The sequence below is a fragment of the Mycobacterium sp. ITM-2016-00317 genome (assembly GCF_002968295.1).
Classification (GTDB): Bacteria; Actinomycetota; Actinomycetes; order Mycobacteriales; family Mycobacteriaceae; genus Mycobacterium.
In genome coordinates this window covers 953,271-969,010 of the sequence record NZ_CP134399.1, presented here as the reverse complement: position 1 = coordinate 969,010, position 15,740 = coordinate 953,271, and the positions used below count along the sequence as shown (strand labels likewise).

13 protein-coding genes and 1 pseudogene are annotated in these 15,740 nt (G+C 67.6%); 6 read left to right on the top strand and 8 right to left on the bottom strand.

Translation table 11 applies throughout. The features are described from left to right. Positions 1–10: 10 nt before the first annotated feature. The 5 genes from C6A87_RS04625 to C6A87_RS04605 all read right to left on the bottom strand — a co-directional run bounded on the left by C6A87_RS04625 (position 11) and on the right by C6A87_RS04605 (position 6,082). Positions 11–1,666: an NERD domain-containing protein gene (locus C6A87_RS04625; RefSeq protein ID WP_311116193.1), complete on the bottom strand. Its 1,656-nt coding sequence runs from the start codon at positions 1,664–1,666 to the stop codon at positions 11–13. Between the two features lie 357 nt (positions 1,667–2,023). Next, positions 2,024–3,580: an adenylate/guanylate cyclase domain-containing protein gene (locus tag C6A87_RS04620; protein WP_311116192.1), complete on the bottom strand. Its 1,557-nt coding sequence runs from the start codon at positions 3,578–3,580 to the stop codon at positions 2,024–2,026. Positions 3,581–3,693: 113 nt separating this feature from the next. Then, a complete protein-coding gene (locus C6A87_RS04615) occupies positions 3,694–4,995 on the bottom strand; it encodes a sensor histidine kinase (protein ID WP_311116191.1) in 1,302 nt (433 codons plus the stop codon). Beyond that, complete coding sequence (locus tag C6A87_RS04610) at positions 4,977–5,354, bottom strand: response regulator transcription factor (protein WP_311116190.1); 378 nt, start codon at positions 5,352–5,354, stop codon at positions 4,977–4,979. Before C6A87_RS04610 ends, C6A87_RS04615 begins: the two co-directional genes overlap by 19 nt. A 59-nt stretch (positions 5,355–5,413) precedes the next feature. Then, positions 5,414–6,082, bottom strand: a complete 669-nt coding sequence (locus C6A87_RS04605; protein ID WP_311116189.1) for a response regulator transcription factor — start codon at positions 6,080–6,082, stop codon at positions 5,414–5,416. Between the two features lie 146 nt (positions 6,083–6,228). On the opposite strand from C6A87_RS04605, the gene C6A87_RS04600 reads away from it, so the two are divergent. The 4 genes and pseudogenes from C6A87_RS04600 (at position 6,229) to C6A87_RS04585 (ending at position 9,668) form a co-directional block, all read left to right on the top strand. Next, the gene (locus C6A87_RS04600) at positions 6,229–7,146 is read left to right on the top strand and encodes an RNase H family protein (RefSeq protein WP_311116188.1); all 918 of its coding nucleotides are present in this window, start codon (positions 6,229–6,231) and stop codon (positions 7,144–7,146) included. Between the two features lie 81 nt (positions 7,147–7,227). Continuing rightward, positions 7,228–7,617, top strand: coding sequence for a TA system antitoxin ParD family protein (locus C6A87_RS04595; RefSeq protein ID WP_311116187.1), 390 nt, complete (start codon positions 7,228–7,230; stop codon positions 7,615–7,617). A gap of 37 nt (positions 7,618–7,654) precedes the next feature. Continuing rightward, on the top strand, positions 7,655–8,224 hold the full coding sequence (locus tag C6A87_RS04590; protein WP_311116186.1) for a zeta toxin family protein: 570 nt from the start codon (positions 7,655–7,657) through the stop codon (positions 8,222–8,224). Positions 8,225–8,616: 392 nt separating this feature from the next. Next, positions 8,617–9,668 (top strand): annotated as a pseudogene (locus C6A87_RS04585) (HNH endonuclease). Positions 9,669–9,749: 81 nt separating this feature from the next. Here C6A87_RS04585 and C6A87_RS04580 read toward each other — a convergent pair. Beyond that, entirely contained in the window at positions 9,750–10,901 is a 1,152-nt protein-coding gene (locus tag C6A87_RS04580; RefSeq protein WP_311116185.1) for a CoA transferase, read from the bottom strand. A 57-nt stretch (positions 10,902–10,958) separates the two neighbouring features. Further along, a complete protein-coding gene (locus tag C6A87_RS04575) occupies positions 10,959–12,053 on the bottom strand; it encodes a hypothetical protein (RefSeq protein ID WP_311116184.1) in 1,095 nt (364 codons plus the stop codon). A 134-nt stretch (positions 12,054–12,187) separates the two neighbouring features. On the opposite strand from C6A87_RS04575, the gene C6A87_RS04570 reads away from it, so the two are divergent. Continuing rightward, positions 12,188–12,763 (top strand): RNase H family protein, encoded by a 576-nt coding sequence (locus C6A87_RS04570; protein WP_311116183.1) that lies wholly within the window; start codon positions 12,188–12,190, stop codon positions 12,761–12,763. Here the strand turns inward: C6A87_RS04570 and C6A87_RS04565 are convergent. Further along, positions 12,727–14,454: a VanW family protein gene (locus C6A87_RS04565; protein WP_311116182.1), complete on the bottom strand. Its 1,728-nt coding sequence runs from the start codon at positions 14,452–14,454 to the stop codon at positions 12,727–12,729. The genes C6A87_RS04570 and C6A87_RS04565 overlap by 37 nt on opposite strands. 216 nt (positions 14,455–14,670) lie before the next feature. Here C6A87_RS04565 and C6A87_RS04560 point away from each other — a divergent pair, with 216 nt between their 5' ends. Then, positions 14,671–15,660: a hypothetical protein gene (locus C6A87_RS04560; RefSeq protein ID WP_311116181.1), complete on the top strand. Its 990-nt coding sequence runs from the start codon at positions 14,671–14,673 to the stop codon at positions 15,658–15,660. The last annotated feature ends 80 nt before the right edge of the window (positions 15,661–15,740 follow it).

The window sequence follows — 15,740 nt, the reverse complement described above, 5'->3', positions numbered from 1 at the left end:
CGCCGAGAGCCTAGCCAGGGATGTTCAGTCGCCGGGCGAGGTCCGGTCCGCCGACCTCGCGCAGGAAGTCCGGATCGCCGCAGACGACGAGTTGGTCTCGTGCCCTGGACAATCCGACATACAGTCGTTCCCGGGAGCGTTCGAACGCGTGCTCCTCGTTGACGACGAGCACGACCGCGCGGCGTTCCAGGCCCTTGAATCCGAGCACGTGGCCGTAGAACACCTGATCGGCATCCCAGAAGCTGTCCCAGTAGGCGGCGCTGCCCGCGGCCTGGCGTTCCCGCTGTTCGGGATGCCGGGTTCCTGTGGTCAGCAGCGCGACGTCCTCAGGGCGCCAGCCCTGTTCGAGAAGTAGCTCGATCTCGTCGTCCCCGGCGCCCATGGCGTCCGCGCGCGTGCACGGCACGTACTTGACCGCCGGGCCCTCGCCGCCGAGGAACCGCATCGGGTGATCCACGAGCGGCTGGAACGCGTTGGCGATCTGGCGGGTGTTGCGCAGATTGTGGTCGAGCACCAGCGGAACCAGCGGCACGGGTGGTGAGCCGTGCCGGCTGAACACGCGCTGGCCTTCGTCGGTGAACACGTACAGGCCGCCCGTCTCGTCGTCTTTCAGCGCGGCCAGCAGCGGATCCCACCACGCGTCGGCGAAGTCCTGCGCCTCGTCGACGACGATCGCGTCGAAACGGTGTCCCGCCTCCAATCCGCTTGCCAGGTCGGTCATCTGCGCGGGCAGGTCGTGTTCCCAGAACTGGACAGTCTCGTCGGTGCGCAGCGATTCGTCGGGCCCTTCCGGGGCGCCCCAGCGCTTGCCGAGGTCGTGGAATTCGCCGACGTAGGCGGGTTGGTGGCGGCGGTTCCAGGTGGCGGTGATGCGTTCCAGGTAGGAGGCGAGGCCGTGCGAGTAGCAGACCAGCGCGACGCGCTGCCCGTCGCGGGCGAGCCGGCGGGCCTGTTCCATCGCGAGGAACGTCTTGCCGCTGCCCGCCCCGCCGCGGATCTCGACCCGGTTGAGCAGCCGGATGGCGTCGAGGATGACCGACTGGTGCTCGGTGAGAATGTCGGCGGCGTCCTCGTTTTCGAGCGCACGGGCCACGACGCTGCGTTGCGGCAGCCCGCGGCCGCTGAGCGATTCGCCGAGCTGGGCGATGCCGTCGCGGGTCAGCAGCGGCCGGTCGAGTTCCTGGGCGTGCAGGACGTGACGCAGCTGAGCGCCGATGTCGGACAGGCCGGTGCGGTCGACGACCTTCCAGCGCGGGCACTCCGGCAGCGCGAAGTCGTCGGGCAGATCGGTGTTGGGGAGGACGACGACATGGTCCCAGCGCAGCCGGCCATGGCTCCAGCGAGGATCGTTTTCGACGAAGCTGCGCAGCGCGTAGCAGGCTTCGCGGGCCTGGCGCACAGGATCGATCTCGACTTCGCGGCCGCGGCGTTTCTGTCGCCACGTGTCGCCGTCGTGCCAGACCTCGCCGCCCTTGACCTCCAGGCACACGATGCCTGCGCCCTCGATGGCGACGAAGAAGTCGATCTCGTGGTCTTTGAGATGGTCGGTGACGCGCTTGCCCGGGATCACCAGGTCCTCGGGTTCGAGCTGGTCGAGCAGAGCCTGCCAGACCTTGCGCTCGGCGCCGTTGGCCAGCCTCGGTGTCTCGGTGACAGTGATGGTCACGCGACGTCCCCCTTCGTCGCCGCTGATGTTAGCCAGCAACACCGACAGCGGGGGTCAGAACGTCGGCGCAGCGGGATGGCAGATCGGACTGCGCCCGATAGTCCAGCGGCCTCTGAGTCCGTGCCTCAAGGCGTTAAGAGACGCAAAAGATCCCCGGCAAAGCCGTAAGGACGCCGTCAAGACAGTGGCGCGGTCTCGATCGCGGCGCCGAGACTCGAAGCCATGAAAGAACCTGCAGCCGAGAGTCTTCGATGAGCGATCTCCTGGCCCTGGCCATCCTGGTCGGACCCTTCGTAGTGGTGCTGGTCACCGGCCGGTACCTGAACCGGCGACAAGAGCGCAAGCCCAGCGAGTTGCTCAGCGTCCCGGGCACTCCAGGGCGTACTGCCGCACGGCCTCGCTGAGCCGGTACGGCGTGCGGCCGTCGTGGCTGCCCGAGATCACCAGCGACTTGTCGACCAGCGCAGTGACCACGCCGGACGCCCCGTCGGCATCGAATCCGTCGGTACCGGCGAGGTCGCTCAGCACTGCTTTCTCGGCATCGCCGAGCAGCCGGTACGACCAGTCGAGGCAGGCCCGCAGTGTCCGGTGCCGGGGCGCCACCGTCCGGCACCCCGGGTGCAGCACATCGAGCCGGGCACGAAGGCCGTCGCGGATCTCGCAGAGGGACAGCGTGCGGCTGCGTGATGCCGCGATCTCGATCGCCAGCGGCAGCCCATCGAGCCGACGGCAGATCTGCGCGACCGTCGCGCGGTCGTCAGACCGGAGAGCGAACGCCGCGTCGGCTCGACGTGCGCACTCGACGAACAGAGCGGTCGCGTCGTCCGGCGTCATCGGGGGCACCCGGTAGAGCTGCTCCCCGCTGATCGCCAACGGTTCCCGGCTGGTGGCCAGCACGGTCGCCGCGGGGCAGGCACCCAGCACCGCACCGATCAGCGCTGCGCCGGCGTCGAGCAGGTGCTCGCAGTTGTCCACGACCACCAGCAGGTTGCGGTCCCCGATGTGCCGGGCCACCCCGGTCGCGTCGACCGGTCCCGCCAACCCCAGTGCCTGCGCTGCCGCGTGCGGCACCTCGGCCGGGGCCGTGACGCCGGCCAGGTCGACGTACCACACGCCGTCGTCGAACTGGTCGCGCGCACGGTCGGCGCATTCCACCGCCAGCCGGGTCTTGCCTGCGCCTCCGGGTCCGCACACAGTGATCATCCGGCGCCGGTCGAGGAGCGTGCCGAGTTGCTCCAGTTCGCCAGTGCGCCCGACGAATTCGGTCAGGCACACTGGTCGGTGGTGAAACGTGCCGATCTGCCCGGAGCGTAGGGGCGGGAACTCGTTGCCGGCATCCGGATGGCACAGCTGCGTGACACGTTCGGGACGGGTCAGGCCGCGAAGCCGATAGCTACCCTGGTCTTCGAGCCACGCCTGCGGCGGCAGCACGTCATAGGCGAGATGCGTTGTCGCTGCGGACAACAGGATCTGTCCGCCGTGGCCGAGGTCGCGCAGCCGGGCCGCGCGGTTCATCAGCGGTCCCATGTAGTTGCCTTCGTCGCGCAGATCGGCGGCGCCGGTGTGGATGCCGATGCGTAGCCGGATCGGCGACAGTGCGGCGAGCTGCAGATCCAATGCGCATGCCACTGCGTCGCCGACACGGGTGAACGCAATGACGAAGCTGTCGCCCTCCCCCTGCTGGACCGGGCACACCCCGTTGTTGAGGTAGGCCAACTCGTCGACGACGCGGTCCATGGTCGCCAGTGCGGCGGCCATCTGCGCGGGCTGGGTGTCCCACAGCCGGGTGGAACCTTCGATGTCGGCCAGCAGCAGCGTGACGGTTCCCGTAGGAAGGCAACGGTTCTGCTCGCCCGTCCACGACAGGTCGGGACGCGTCGGTCCGAACTGTCCTGCGGGCTTGACGGCTGACATGCGATCTCCACCGGATTGAGAAGTCGTTCAGATGCTTCCATCCTGGTGGCGGCGCCTCCGGTGTTCGACGGTGCATGCAACACAATCCGCGGTGGTGTACACACCACCGACCGTCAGGACGGTGCGGCGTCGACGGTCGCGGTGACGCGGGTGCCGCGCCCGGGCGCGGTGTCGATGGTCAGGTTTCCGCCGATGGCGGACAGGCGGTCGGTCATGTTGGTCAGTCCGGCGCCGACGGTTCCCGGCCGGAAGCCGCGGCCGGTGTCACTGATTTGCAGGGTCAGCAGTCCTGCGTCGACGCGGCCGGTGAGGCGGACCGTGGTGCCGGGGCCGCCGTGCTTGGCGGCGTTCTGCAGCGCCTCGCTGCAGCAGTAGTACAGGGCCGCTTCGGTTGTCGGCGGGTAGCGCCCGAGGTCCTGCACGTCGAGGTGCACCGGTGTCACCGCCCGCGCGGTCAGTGCGGGCAGCGCCTGGCTCAGCCCTCCGCTGACGAGCAGCGGCGGATAGATGCCGTGGGCCAGGCGCCGGATCTCGTCGATGGCGCTGTCCACCAGCTCGGACGCTTCGGCGAGCAGTTCTGCGCGTGTGTCACCATTACTGTTGCGCGCCAGGCCGATCAGCACCGACAGCGCCACGAGGTGTTGCTGTGCACCGTCGTGCAGGTCGCGTTCGAGCCGGCGCCGTTCTTCGTCAGCCGCGGTGATCAGGCGGGTGCGAGACGCGGCCAGTTCGGTGGCGCGCTCGGCGAGTTGGGCTTCCGAGGTGCGTAGCGCCGCAGCGTTGTTCCACACGATGATCATCAGATGCAGCGCGTTCACCGGAACCGCGATGAGGACGAACGCAGTCGCCATCCACTGCGGCGCCTGTTCGACATGGTCGGTGAACGGCGTGAACAGCGCGATGGCGGCCGCGGCGAGGACACAGCCGGCGGTGACGACCGTGAACGCCAGCCCGCGCCGCAGGCTGATGTAGGGCTCGGCGAAGACAACGGGGACCAGAGCGAGCAGCGCCATCGCGGGCAGCAACGGCGGCGACACGAACGTCACGCCGAGCACGGCCAGCCAGTTCCCGATGCAGACGAGGCTGATGGACTGCTCGAACATGTTGCGGCGGGCCAGATTGAAGGCTATCGCCAGTACGACGCACTGGAAGCAGGCCACGGCGACGAAGCCGAGCATCCAGGGCGAGCGGAAGATCCAGAAGTACTCCCACAGCGGCAGCACGATGCCGGCCCCGAGCCACAGGCCGAAGTGGCCGGACAGGAACACCTCGAAGCGTTCCGAGCGGAAACGGTGGATCAGATCGTGGCCGAACCACGACGACGAGTGAAAGGCCGCAGTGAGAAGGAGTTTGGGGACCCGCCAGTCTGGGACGGATCCCGCCGCGGGCGGTAGGGTCAGCTTGCCGTTCGCCATATGTCGCTCAGCACTTCGGGACTCAGGCGTTGCTTCTGCAGATAGGTGGCACCGTTTTCGGTCGCCTCGGCGGGAAGCTCGTCGGCGTCGTAGGTGGACATGAGGACGACGACGAGGTCCGGGCGCCGGGCGCGGAGCTGCCGCGCGGCTTCGATGCCGCCGATGCCGGGCATGTGGATGTCCATCAGGACGAGGTCGGCGTCGGCATCGGCACCGCCCAGCCGTTCCAGCGCGGACTCCCCGGTGGCGCTCTGGCCGGCCAGTACGAAGCCGTCGGTGGCCGCCAGCGTCGCCGTGCTGGCCAGCCGGAAGCTGGCTTGGTCGTCAACCACCCAGACTCGGACCTGCTGGTTCACCACTGTCCCAGCGTGGTCGCCGCGGAGTGGCCGCACCAGGGTGTACACACCACTCTCGGCGGTCATGGCGGTCCGCCGTCGAGGAACATCAGCACAGCTTTGACGCGCCGGTCCACCGAGTCGTCGACCGTGAGTTCCAGCTTCGCGAAGATCGAGTTGATGTGCTTTTCGACGGCGCGTTGGGAGAGTACGAGCCGCCGTGCGACGGTGCGGTTGCTGAAGCCGGTCGCCAGCTCACCGAGCACCTCGCGCTCGCGGGCGGTCAGGCGGCTCAGCGCGGCGGCCTGGCGGGGCTGGGCGAGCAGGGCCTCGACGACCAGCGGGTCGAGCACGGTGCCGCCGGCGGCGACCTGGCGGACGGCCTCGCCGAGTTCGTCGAAGTGCGCGACCCGTTCCTTGAGCAAGTACCCACGGCCGGCCGATCCGCCGTCCAGCAACGCCGATGCGTAGGTGTGGTCGACGTACTGGGACAACACGATCACGCCGATGTCAGGGTGTGCGGTGCGCAGCCAGGTGGCCAGCCGGATGCCCTCGTCGGTGGACGTCGGCGGCATGCGCACGTCGGTGACCAGCACGGTGGGTCGATGCGTCGCGACGAGCTCGGCGGCGGAGTCGTAGTCCTCGGCGACCCCGACGACGGTGGTGTCGGGGCTCGTCGACAGCGCACGGGCGACGCTGTCGCGCACCAGCAGGCTATCTTCGGCGATGACGATCGAGATCTGATCACTCACCTGGCCGGCACCCCCTCCCCGCCGAGCCCCCCGTCTCGCGGCGACTACCAGGTGATTATCCGCTGGTGGAGGCCTTTTTGGGCCGGACTTGTCGGAGGTGCCCAATACAGTCCGGTCACCGCTATCCACCTGGGGAGGAGACGGAGATGGCACCGAAGCCCGTAGCCACTGCACGACCGGTCAACATCGTGCCGGCACGGCCGCGCCCGATGACCTCGGTCGCGATCGCGCTGGCCCGGCGCGGTGAGTCGCTGTACCGGTATTCGGCGCGCGCGAACGAGCGCCGCTGGGCCGGAACCGTGGAGGCCGAGTCGGCCGATACCGCAGCGCTCGATGTCATCCGGCTTGTTCGCGAGGCCTCCGACGCGGAGCGCATCCGGTTCCTGGTTCAGGTGCCGGCGCGCAGCACGCTGTGGGCGCTGCGCGACGAGATCGCCCTGCTGATGCCGGGGGTGTGGATCGAACGGCCGAGACTCTCCGACGAGACGCTGGTGCGGCAGGCGTGCGCGGGGCTGCGGGAGGTGGCGCCGGCCGATCCGGTGTACGTGGCCACCGACGGCTCGGTGCGGGGTCGGTTCACCGGCTACGGCTGGCTCGCGTCCTCGGGCGAGTACGGGCTGCAGGGCTTCCGGCATTCGACCAAGCTGATCGGCCCGGAGGTGGTGTTGGTCGCCGAACTGCGGGCGATCGGCGCGGCGGTGCAGAAGCTCCGTGGCCGTGACATCACCGTGCTCAGCGACAGTAGGGGCGCGATCGCGATGGTGCAGCGGTGGTTGGCCGGTGACGACGTGCTGCCCGAGGGCTATGCCGTCTACCGGGAGAGCGGTAAGACGCCGGGGCTGGTGCGCGCCCGGCAGATGATCTACGAGGAGCGTGACCGGATCACCCCGGTGTGGGTGAAGGGCCACCGCGGCGAGCCGCTCAACGAAGGTGCGGATGCGCTCGCCCGGCTGGCGTCGCGATACGCGTTGGGCGACAGCGCTCTTGACGGCGCCGAGTATCACCACCGGGCCCAGGACCTGGCCGAGACGTTCTCGCGGGAGTTCACCAAGCAGACCGCTTGAAGACTCGCACCAGCCCGCCCATCGGCACAGAGGTGTAGCATTCTGCTACGGCCGTATCACATTGCTACAGCGGAGGGCTCCATGTCGGACACAGCCGACCGGGTGACCAGGATCGCCGCGGATCTGATGGACAGCGCTGCCGCCGAAGGCGCACGTCAGAGCCGGTCGGCGAAACAGCAGTTGGACCACTGGGCGCGGGTCGGGCGGGCAGTGTCCAATCAGCACAGCGTGGCGCGCCGCAGGGTGGAAGCTGCCCTCGCCGGTGATGTTCCTCTACGGGATCTGACCGACGAGGAAGGTGTCGTATTCAACGCCGAGATCTCCGCGGCGATCCAGGAACGCCTCGCGAGCGCCGACTACGGGGCGGTACTGGGCGCGCGAGGAGTCACCACGGTGGCGCTCGACGAGGATGGCGAGATCGTTCAGTACGCACCAGACGGCAGTTCGGTACGGCTGGGCCGCGGCGCGTGAGGCAGCTTCTCGCTGAAATGCTGAACACTTCGGTTCGGTGAAGCGTCTCGATCTCGTCGTCGGTTCCAACGGCGCCGGCAAGTCGACCTTCATCGAGCTGACCCTCGCGCCGCTGTTGCCGCGCAGCGTCTACGTGAACGCCGACGAGATCGCCAAGCGGCGCTGGCCCAACGATCCAGCCGGACACAGCTACGAGGCGGCGCGGATGGCCGCGGACACTCGCGCAAAGCTCATCGAACTCGGCGAGTCCTTCATCGCCGAGACTGTCTTCTCACATCCCTCGAAACTTGAGCTCCTCGATGCCGCTCACGCAGCGGACTTCACGGTGATCCTGCACGCGGTGTTGATCCCGGAAGAGCTCGCCGTGCAACGTGTCCGATACCGCGTGCGAGCCGGAGGCCATGACGTCCCCGAATCCAAGATCCGGCAGCGCTATCAACGGCTATGGGATCTGGTCGCCACCGCGGCCGGACGTGCGGACGAGGCGACGTTCTACGACAACAGCGCGATCCGGGGTCCACTCATCGTGGCTCAACTTGCCGGCGGAATCGTCCTGGGTTCCCCCAGGTGGCCGGCTTGGACACCGACCTCGCTCGCCAACCGTTAGCCTGGCGGGTGAGGGAGGATTCGGCCGTAGACGGCGCACGTGCTGTCTGGGTCACCACATCAGCTTCATTCGCGGAGACCGAGTGAATGTTCATCACAGGCCTTTGGCCTTGAGCGCCTTCATCAGTGACGGCCGGCGACCGTAGTCCTGCGGCACATATCGATGCCGCTGCCGCGACACATGGGCTGTCGCGGCCGGAGTACCTGAGGCGACCATTCGAGGCTGAACGCACTCACGGCGAGTATCGCTGAGGTCATAAGCTCCAGGCTGAAATGGCCGGCGTCGACTGACATTGGGCCTGCGGCTATGAGTTTGTCTGTCTTTGTGTCCCGTGCTCGTCATAATGCGTTGATGCAGGTTGTAACGGGGGTTGGTCGGTGACCTCTGAGACAATGGACCCGCTGATGCTCGGCCAGCGGGTGGTCGCGATCCTCGAGACCGGCCTGCGGACGGCGACGTACAAGCTGGCGACGCTGATGGCCCTCATCGAGCACTGCATCGAGAACCTGCCCGACAACCCTGACCACACTCTTCGTGTGCCGTTGCCCGAGCTGGCGCACCGGGTGCTGGAGACCTATTGGCGGCAGGTGCGACCGTTCGACGGGCACGAGCTGCGGCAGTCGACGCAACCACGCGCCCGGATACTGATCGCCACCAACGAGTTCCGCACCGCTGCCACCGGGCCGGCTCGGTCGAGATCGCGCGGGTGCGGGCACCGGTCGCCTACCAACAGGCGATCGACACGATCGTGCTGTGCCTGGCGCAGCAGCCGTTACACCGATTGCAGAGACTGCCCGGCGCGACGGGCAGCGACCCGTTCCTCTACGACGACGGGTTTCTGCACGACCAGGTGTCGCGCTCCACGCTGCGCGCGCACGGGGATGCGATCGAACTGCGGCCCGGGGTCGCGGCCGGACTGGCACGGCTGGCCGGCCTGTTGAAACCGGCCCTGGAGATCATGTGGGTCGAGGACGTGCGCCGGATGAACAAGTTCCTCGACGCGGAGATACCCGACGTCGCCGGTCACCTTTTCGGCCGCGAGCGGACGACCCTGTCGGCGGTGCGCGAACCGTTCAAGGAAGCTTTCGGACCACACTGCTTCTACTGCCGCACCCATCTACCGGCGAACAACCCCATCGACCACGTCCTGCCCTGGTCGCTCGTCGGCATCGACGGACTGTCGAACCTGGTGCTGGCGTGCGCGCGATGCAATGGCGACAAGGGCGGGGCTCTCCCCGCGGTCCCCGTGGTAGACCGCGTTTTGCGGCGGGACCAAGAAGTTCTGGAGGACATCGCTACGGCGTTGCAGTGGCCGACACAGCACCAGCGCGTTGTTGCCGCCGCCCGAGGCATCTATCGCGGCCAGCCTCCCGGCGTGCCGACGTGGTCGGGGTACAAGCGGCGGCAGCGTTTGGAGGTCAGCTTTCCGCCGTGGTGGGCGTAGACGCTACCGCCCGTCGCGGCAAGTCCTCTCATCCCAGGACCACTGCCCTCCTGCGTACACCGCGACTCGAAAGCGCGCAACCTAATCCGGCGGCGCGATGCCGACCTCCGCGAGTACCTCGGCCGTGTGCTCGCCCAATCGTGGCGCACCACCGCGCACCCGCCCGGGTGTGCGCGAAAAGCCTGTCGGCACCCCGGGATAACGCACCGGTCCGTGTACGGTCTGCACCGGCTGGAAGAAGCCGACCGCTTCTAGATGAGCGTCGGTGAACAGCTCGTCGGTGGTGCGCAGCGGGGAGGCCGGGATACCGAGCTTGTCGAACAGCGCCAGCCAGTCCGCGGTGGTCTGCTCGCGCAGCGTGTCACCCACCAGGCCGTAGACCGTGTCGATGTCGGCGGCGCGGTCGGCCATCGTCGCATACCGGTCGCTGGCCCAGGCCGGCTTGACGGCGTCGATGAAGGCCTGCCACTGCTTGTCGTTGTAGATCAGCACCGCGATGTGCCCGTCGAGCGTCTGGTACGGGCGACGGTTGCGGGCCACCGTGCGCGGATACAGCGCGGGTCCCAGCGGTGGCTCGAACATCGCGCCGTTGGCATGCTCGACCAACATGAACGCCGCCATCGTCTCGAACATAGGCACTTCGACTTCCTGGCCCTCGCCGGTGCGGGACCGGTGGAAAAGGGCCATCATCGTCGCGTTCAGCGCGGTGAGTCCGCACACCTTGTCGGCAATGATGGAACCGACGTAACCGGCTGTGCCCGTGAGCTCTTCCTGCACAGCGGCCAGTCCACACTCGGCCTGGATGATGTCGTCGTAGGCCGGCCGGGGCGCGTAAGGCCCGGTCCGGCCGTAGCCGTAGCAGTTCGTATAGACGATCGACGGGTTGAGCGAGGCCACTGCCTGATAGTCGAAGCCGAGTTTGGCGATCGCGGCGGCGCGCATCGAGTGGATGAACACGTCGGCCTGACCGACGAGCGCGCGCAGGGCCCTCTTGCCCTCGGCAGTCTGGAGGTCGAGGACGGCGCTGCGCTTGCCCCGGTTGACATTCGTGAATACCCCGCTCAGCCCAGGCTCGGGCCCGACGGAGTTATATCGGGCGTTATCCCCCTGCGGTGGCTCGACTTTGACGACATCGGCACCCATGTCGGCCATCATCTGGGTGCAGTACGGCCCCGCGACCACAGCGGTCAGGTCGACGACTTTGACACCGGACAACGGTCCCGCAGAAGACATGGCGGGAACCTTACGCCACCACATCTCAGCCATAGACCACGCTCGGCATCGGGCGGTTTAGGCCGATCGACGCTCCGGACCTGCCCAGTCGAGGGCGTTGAGGGCACGTGCGGTCAATCCCTCGCGGATTCCGCTTCGCTCATGCGCGAACGGGATGAACGCCCGCAGCAGATCGGGCACATCCAGCAGGACCTTCAGCGGGTGACCGCCTTCCAATAGCGACGACTCCAGCACCTGCTCGACCCGCGCCGCACTCCACCGCAGTGGGTCGCCCGTCCCCGATTCCACGATTTCCTGCAACAGGTATCGATGGTCGCGACCGTCGAAAACCGCGCCTGCCTCGGACGCAAAGAACTCATCGAGCAGCGCCTTGCTCCCGTCACGTCCCCACATGGGCAGCTGATAGAAGTCGCCGCCGTCTGGCAAGCGACCGACCAGCCACCGCACGAGCGGTCGGCAATCAGGCCACGTGGCGGTCTCCCGGAAGACGGAGGTTCGCCGTAACCCATAGTCAATCCAGGCCCGCGCATCGGCGAGACTCATGCCGGTGGCCGTGAGGTCAGGACCGGACAACTCGTCCACGACATCGTCGATCGTGACGACAAACAGGGCAGCATCGGCGATCTCGGAATCGTCGAGGTGATCGACCCATACCGCGCACGTCGCTTCCTGCCCGTCGGCCAGCCGGGCGCCGAGCAAGATCTGGTCGAAGTCTCCGAGCACGTACGAAAGGCGCACGGCGCGGTACACGTCGACCTCCCGCAGTGCGGTGACCCACGGCACCAACGGCCCGTTGTAGGTGTTCAGCGCCTCCCGGCAGCGCAGCTGCAATTCGCCGTCCACCAGTTCGGCGAACAACGCAACGGCGGACGCGGATCCGGGATTGGGGTCATCGACAAGACTCTTGATGAGGTAGTCGACGTCGATTGGATCTTCCTGGCGGGAACGGAACTTCGCCAACGGGTCGGGTTTGGCCGCCTCGACCTGCTTGCTGGCGAACAGCAAAAATGTCCACGGGTCCAATATGTTCGGTGGTTCCGGTGGCGGATCCTCGGGAGGTAATTCTGCGACAGTGTCGACGCTGCGCTTCCGCGCCCGCCGTCGGTCACGTCGCATTTGCTTGGCCTTGCGTCGCATTCGTCCGTCGGTCATGGCGCGGACGCTACTCAGGAGCAGTGACATGTCGGGCCCGCGCTCTATCGTCACATTCCAGTGTCTGGGGAGGAGATACTTGTGACCGAGCGTGTCCGGGGCGGCAGACATTGACGACGTCGGGCGCTCTGTGGGTGGCAACGGACGGCTCGGTACGGGGACGGACCACCGGCTTCGCGTGGCTGGCGTCATCGGGCGAGTTCGGCTTGCACGGCTCTCGACATTCGAGGAGAGCCAGCGGGTCCGACGTGGTACTGGTTACCGAGTTGCGCGCTATCGATGCCGCCGTGCGTGAGTTCCGTGGTCGGGAGATCACGGTGTTCAGCGACAATATGGGCGCGGTGTCGATCGTGAAGCGCTGGATGGACGGCGAGGACGTGCTACCCAAGGGGTACTCGACGTACCGCGCGAGCGGGAACATGCCTGGGCTGGTTCGTGCGCGGCAGATGATCTACGACCACCGCGAGACGATCACGCCAGTATGGGCGAAGGGCCACCAGGGCGAGCCGCTCAACGAGGGCGCCCATGCCCTGGCCCGACTGGCTTCGCGCTACAAGCTCAACCGCAGCACCCTCGATAATGCCGAATACCGTCGCCGTGCTGAGGAGTTGGCCGCATCGTTCTCACGGGAGTTCCGCCGCCAGCAGGCAATGGGGTACTCCCCCATCGGAGGTCAGCCTCCGCACACCACTTTCGGGATCGGGTCGTAGCGCACAGTGTGCGACTCCCTCCGTGTCTCCCCGGTGTCAAGGTCGCGCAGCGTGCGGGTGTCGGTGATGGTGAATCCTGGTGCGCCGCTACTGGCGCTGCATGATTCACCGTCGGGGATGGTGATGGTCTGGGGCTGGGTCGGCTTCGACCGCGGGCTCTGCGCCGACGTCACCTCGTATCGTTTGATCCCGACGATCTGGACAGTGATGGACGACGACGTCCAGGTGGTCTGGATCTGCACCGGGGTGGGTCCGTCGTTGCGGAACTTGACGTCGATGTCGTTGCCGGACACGGTGGCCTCCCGGCCCGCCGGATAGCGGCTGATGTAGTAGCTGTGCTCCTGATGCTCGACGAGCTCCATGCCCGCGAAGTACGCCGCGTTGAACAGCGTGGTGGCCACCTGGGACACCCCGCCCCCGACCCCGCGGTCCGGTCTGCCGTGCATGATGATGCCGGCCTCGACGTAGCCGTTGGCCTTGCTGCGCGGGTTGGTGGCGCCGTTGAGGCTGAACGTCTCCCCGGGGGCGACGACGATGCCGTCGATGGCGCCCGCAGCGCGTTTGATGTTCACGCCGGAGTCACCGGCAAAGCCCGACGTCTGGAACTCGCCGATGACCTGGACGCGACCGAGCGCGTTGAGGTCTTCGGTGGTGAACGTCGCCGGCTCGTCGACGTAGACGGCCGCGATCTCACGGTCGCCGGTGTCGGTCAGCACGTCGAGCAGATCGGCGAGGGTCTCGTCGTAGTCGATGCGGCGGCCGTCCTGCGACGGCACCTTCGCCGGCGGTGACGCCGTGAAGTCGATGGTGGCTTCGCGCAGCGGCGTCTCGGAGGCGGCGAGCTGGGGCCGGGCCGCGTCGGCGATGACGGTCTCGTCGATGGCGGCCACGATGTCGCCGTCCTCGATGTCGAAAGTCAGTGCCGAGGCGATGACGCTCGGCGTGATGCGCGCGCGGGAGTCGTCGTCACCGACGATGGCCAGGGGCGCGGAGACTGCCGGCGCGGCGACGTCGTCGATGGCAGCCTGGACATCGGAAGAGGTTGTGCTGGTCTGTAACTCGATGACGGGAAGGTCGACGACGGTGCCGGTTGCCCAGTCGCGCTTGAGTAGTTCAGCGGACGCGTCGACGTCGAGCCGGCGACCGTTCTCGGGGTTGACCGCTACGGGTTGGCTTCCGTTGAATCGCACGGTGCCCTCGACCGGGTCCTGGGCGACTGTGGTGCCCAGTTCATCGAGGGCGGCGGCCAGCGCCGCATCGTCGACGGTGGAGACGACGCCGATCTCGCGGGTGGTGAACAGCGACGACAGGCGGGTGATCGGGTTCAGCGGCTGGGCACCGGCCTGGTCGACGGTGGCGCGCCAATCGACGGCCAGACCGGCCGACGTCGGATCGATCTCGCTTCGCTCGGGGCCGGCGGTGACGGGGACCGGCCGCGTTGCGCGCGGGGTGACCTCGGCGCGCAGGCGAGCCTCGGCGTCGGTCAACGTCAGGCCGCCGATGTGCACGCCCGCGGCGGTGGTCCCCCGGACCACTCTGTCTTTGCTGTACAGCAGGTCACCGAGGTAGGCGGCCACCAGCAAGGCAAAGGGTGCGGCAAGGAGGAGCAGCAGCAGTCGGCGGCGGGGTTTCGGGGGCAGCGCAGGGGCGGTCCCGGCGATGACCTGCGGTTGCGCTCTGTCGGCGCGCATGGCGTTCGTTCCTTAAACAGTCGCTCGCGCTGCATGGGCACACGTCGGCCCGCAGCGCACTGCAGCCAGCCTAGCGATTGGAAAGCGGAGGTGCCGTGCCGCAACCTGGCGACGGGCGTGACCACGCCGCCCCTGCGGCCTTTGCTGATGGCGCGGCCTCGGACATGTCGGACCTCGCTTCTACAGTGACGGCTCCGGCCTGGGGAGGAGACGGAGATGGCGGCGCGGCGGTATTCACAGCCGAGTGACGGCTCGGTGTTCTGCGCCATCCTGCTGCTGCTCCTCGCAGTCGGCTTCGTCATCAAGTACATCTGGTGGTTCGTCGGCGGCGCGGTGCTGGTGGGGGTGTCCGTCGCCGCCTACCGGCTCGCGCAGAAGAGGGAAGAGCAGCGCCGGCTGGAGGCGGACGAGGCGGCCGACAGGGAGTTCGAGGGGATCCGGCGAGCCGAGCGGCAGAAGCGGTGGACGCTGATCGGAGACCAGCGGGCCATCTACGGGCAGGACGGCGCCGCAGCGATGCGCAAGATCACCGACGGTCCGGAGATGGACGCTGAACCGGGACCGGATGCGTCTGCGGTCGCGCGGGTGGCGACCACGCCGCAGGAGTTGGACGCTCTGGTGCGGGACAAACCGAAGGCGTGGGAGCAGGCGCTGTACGTCTCGGTCCTGGTGCAGCGGGTTGCTCCCCTGCAGTCACGGTTGCGTGACAGCGAGCTCGGCTTCACCGCGCCGACGTCGACCGGCGCGCTGTCGCCGGCGCATCTGGCCTCCACGGTCGTGACACTGATCGACGAAATGATCACTACCGCAGAGCAATTGCAGGGATTCATGGCGGCACCCGCGTTCATGGCGGCGTTCACCGGTAAGGACGATACGGGGGCGGATCCGGAGGCGATCAAACACATCGCGCATCGCACGATGGACTACCTGGAGCGGTTCCTAGAGCTCTCGGAACGCTGCAGGACGCTGCCGGTGCGCTCCGGGTGCGTCGACATCGTCGCCGACTGCGCGCGCATGCTCGACGATCCGTTGGCGAGCTACCGCGAGTTCATCGCCGACTTCGTCGACATCATCGAGGCACTGCCGAAGGTACTCAAGCACGCCGCGGGCCCCGTCGACATGGGCTCGCTCGGACTGTATTTGAAGATCGACGACAAGCGACACTCGCGAATCCTCAAGCGGCTGGACGCGATCACGACGGCTTAAGCGGCGGTCTTCGCGACTCCCTCGAAAATTGGCGACAGGACCCGGGGGAAGCTATGGACAACCTGGAAGTCGACCCCGAC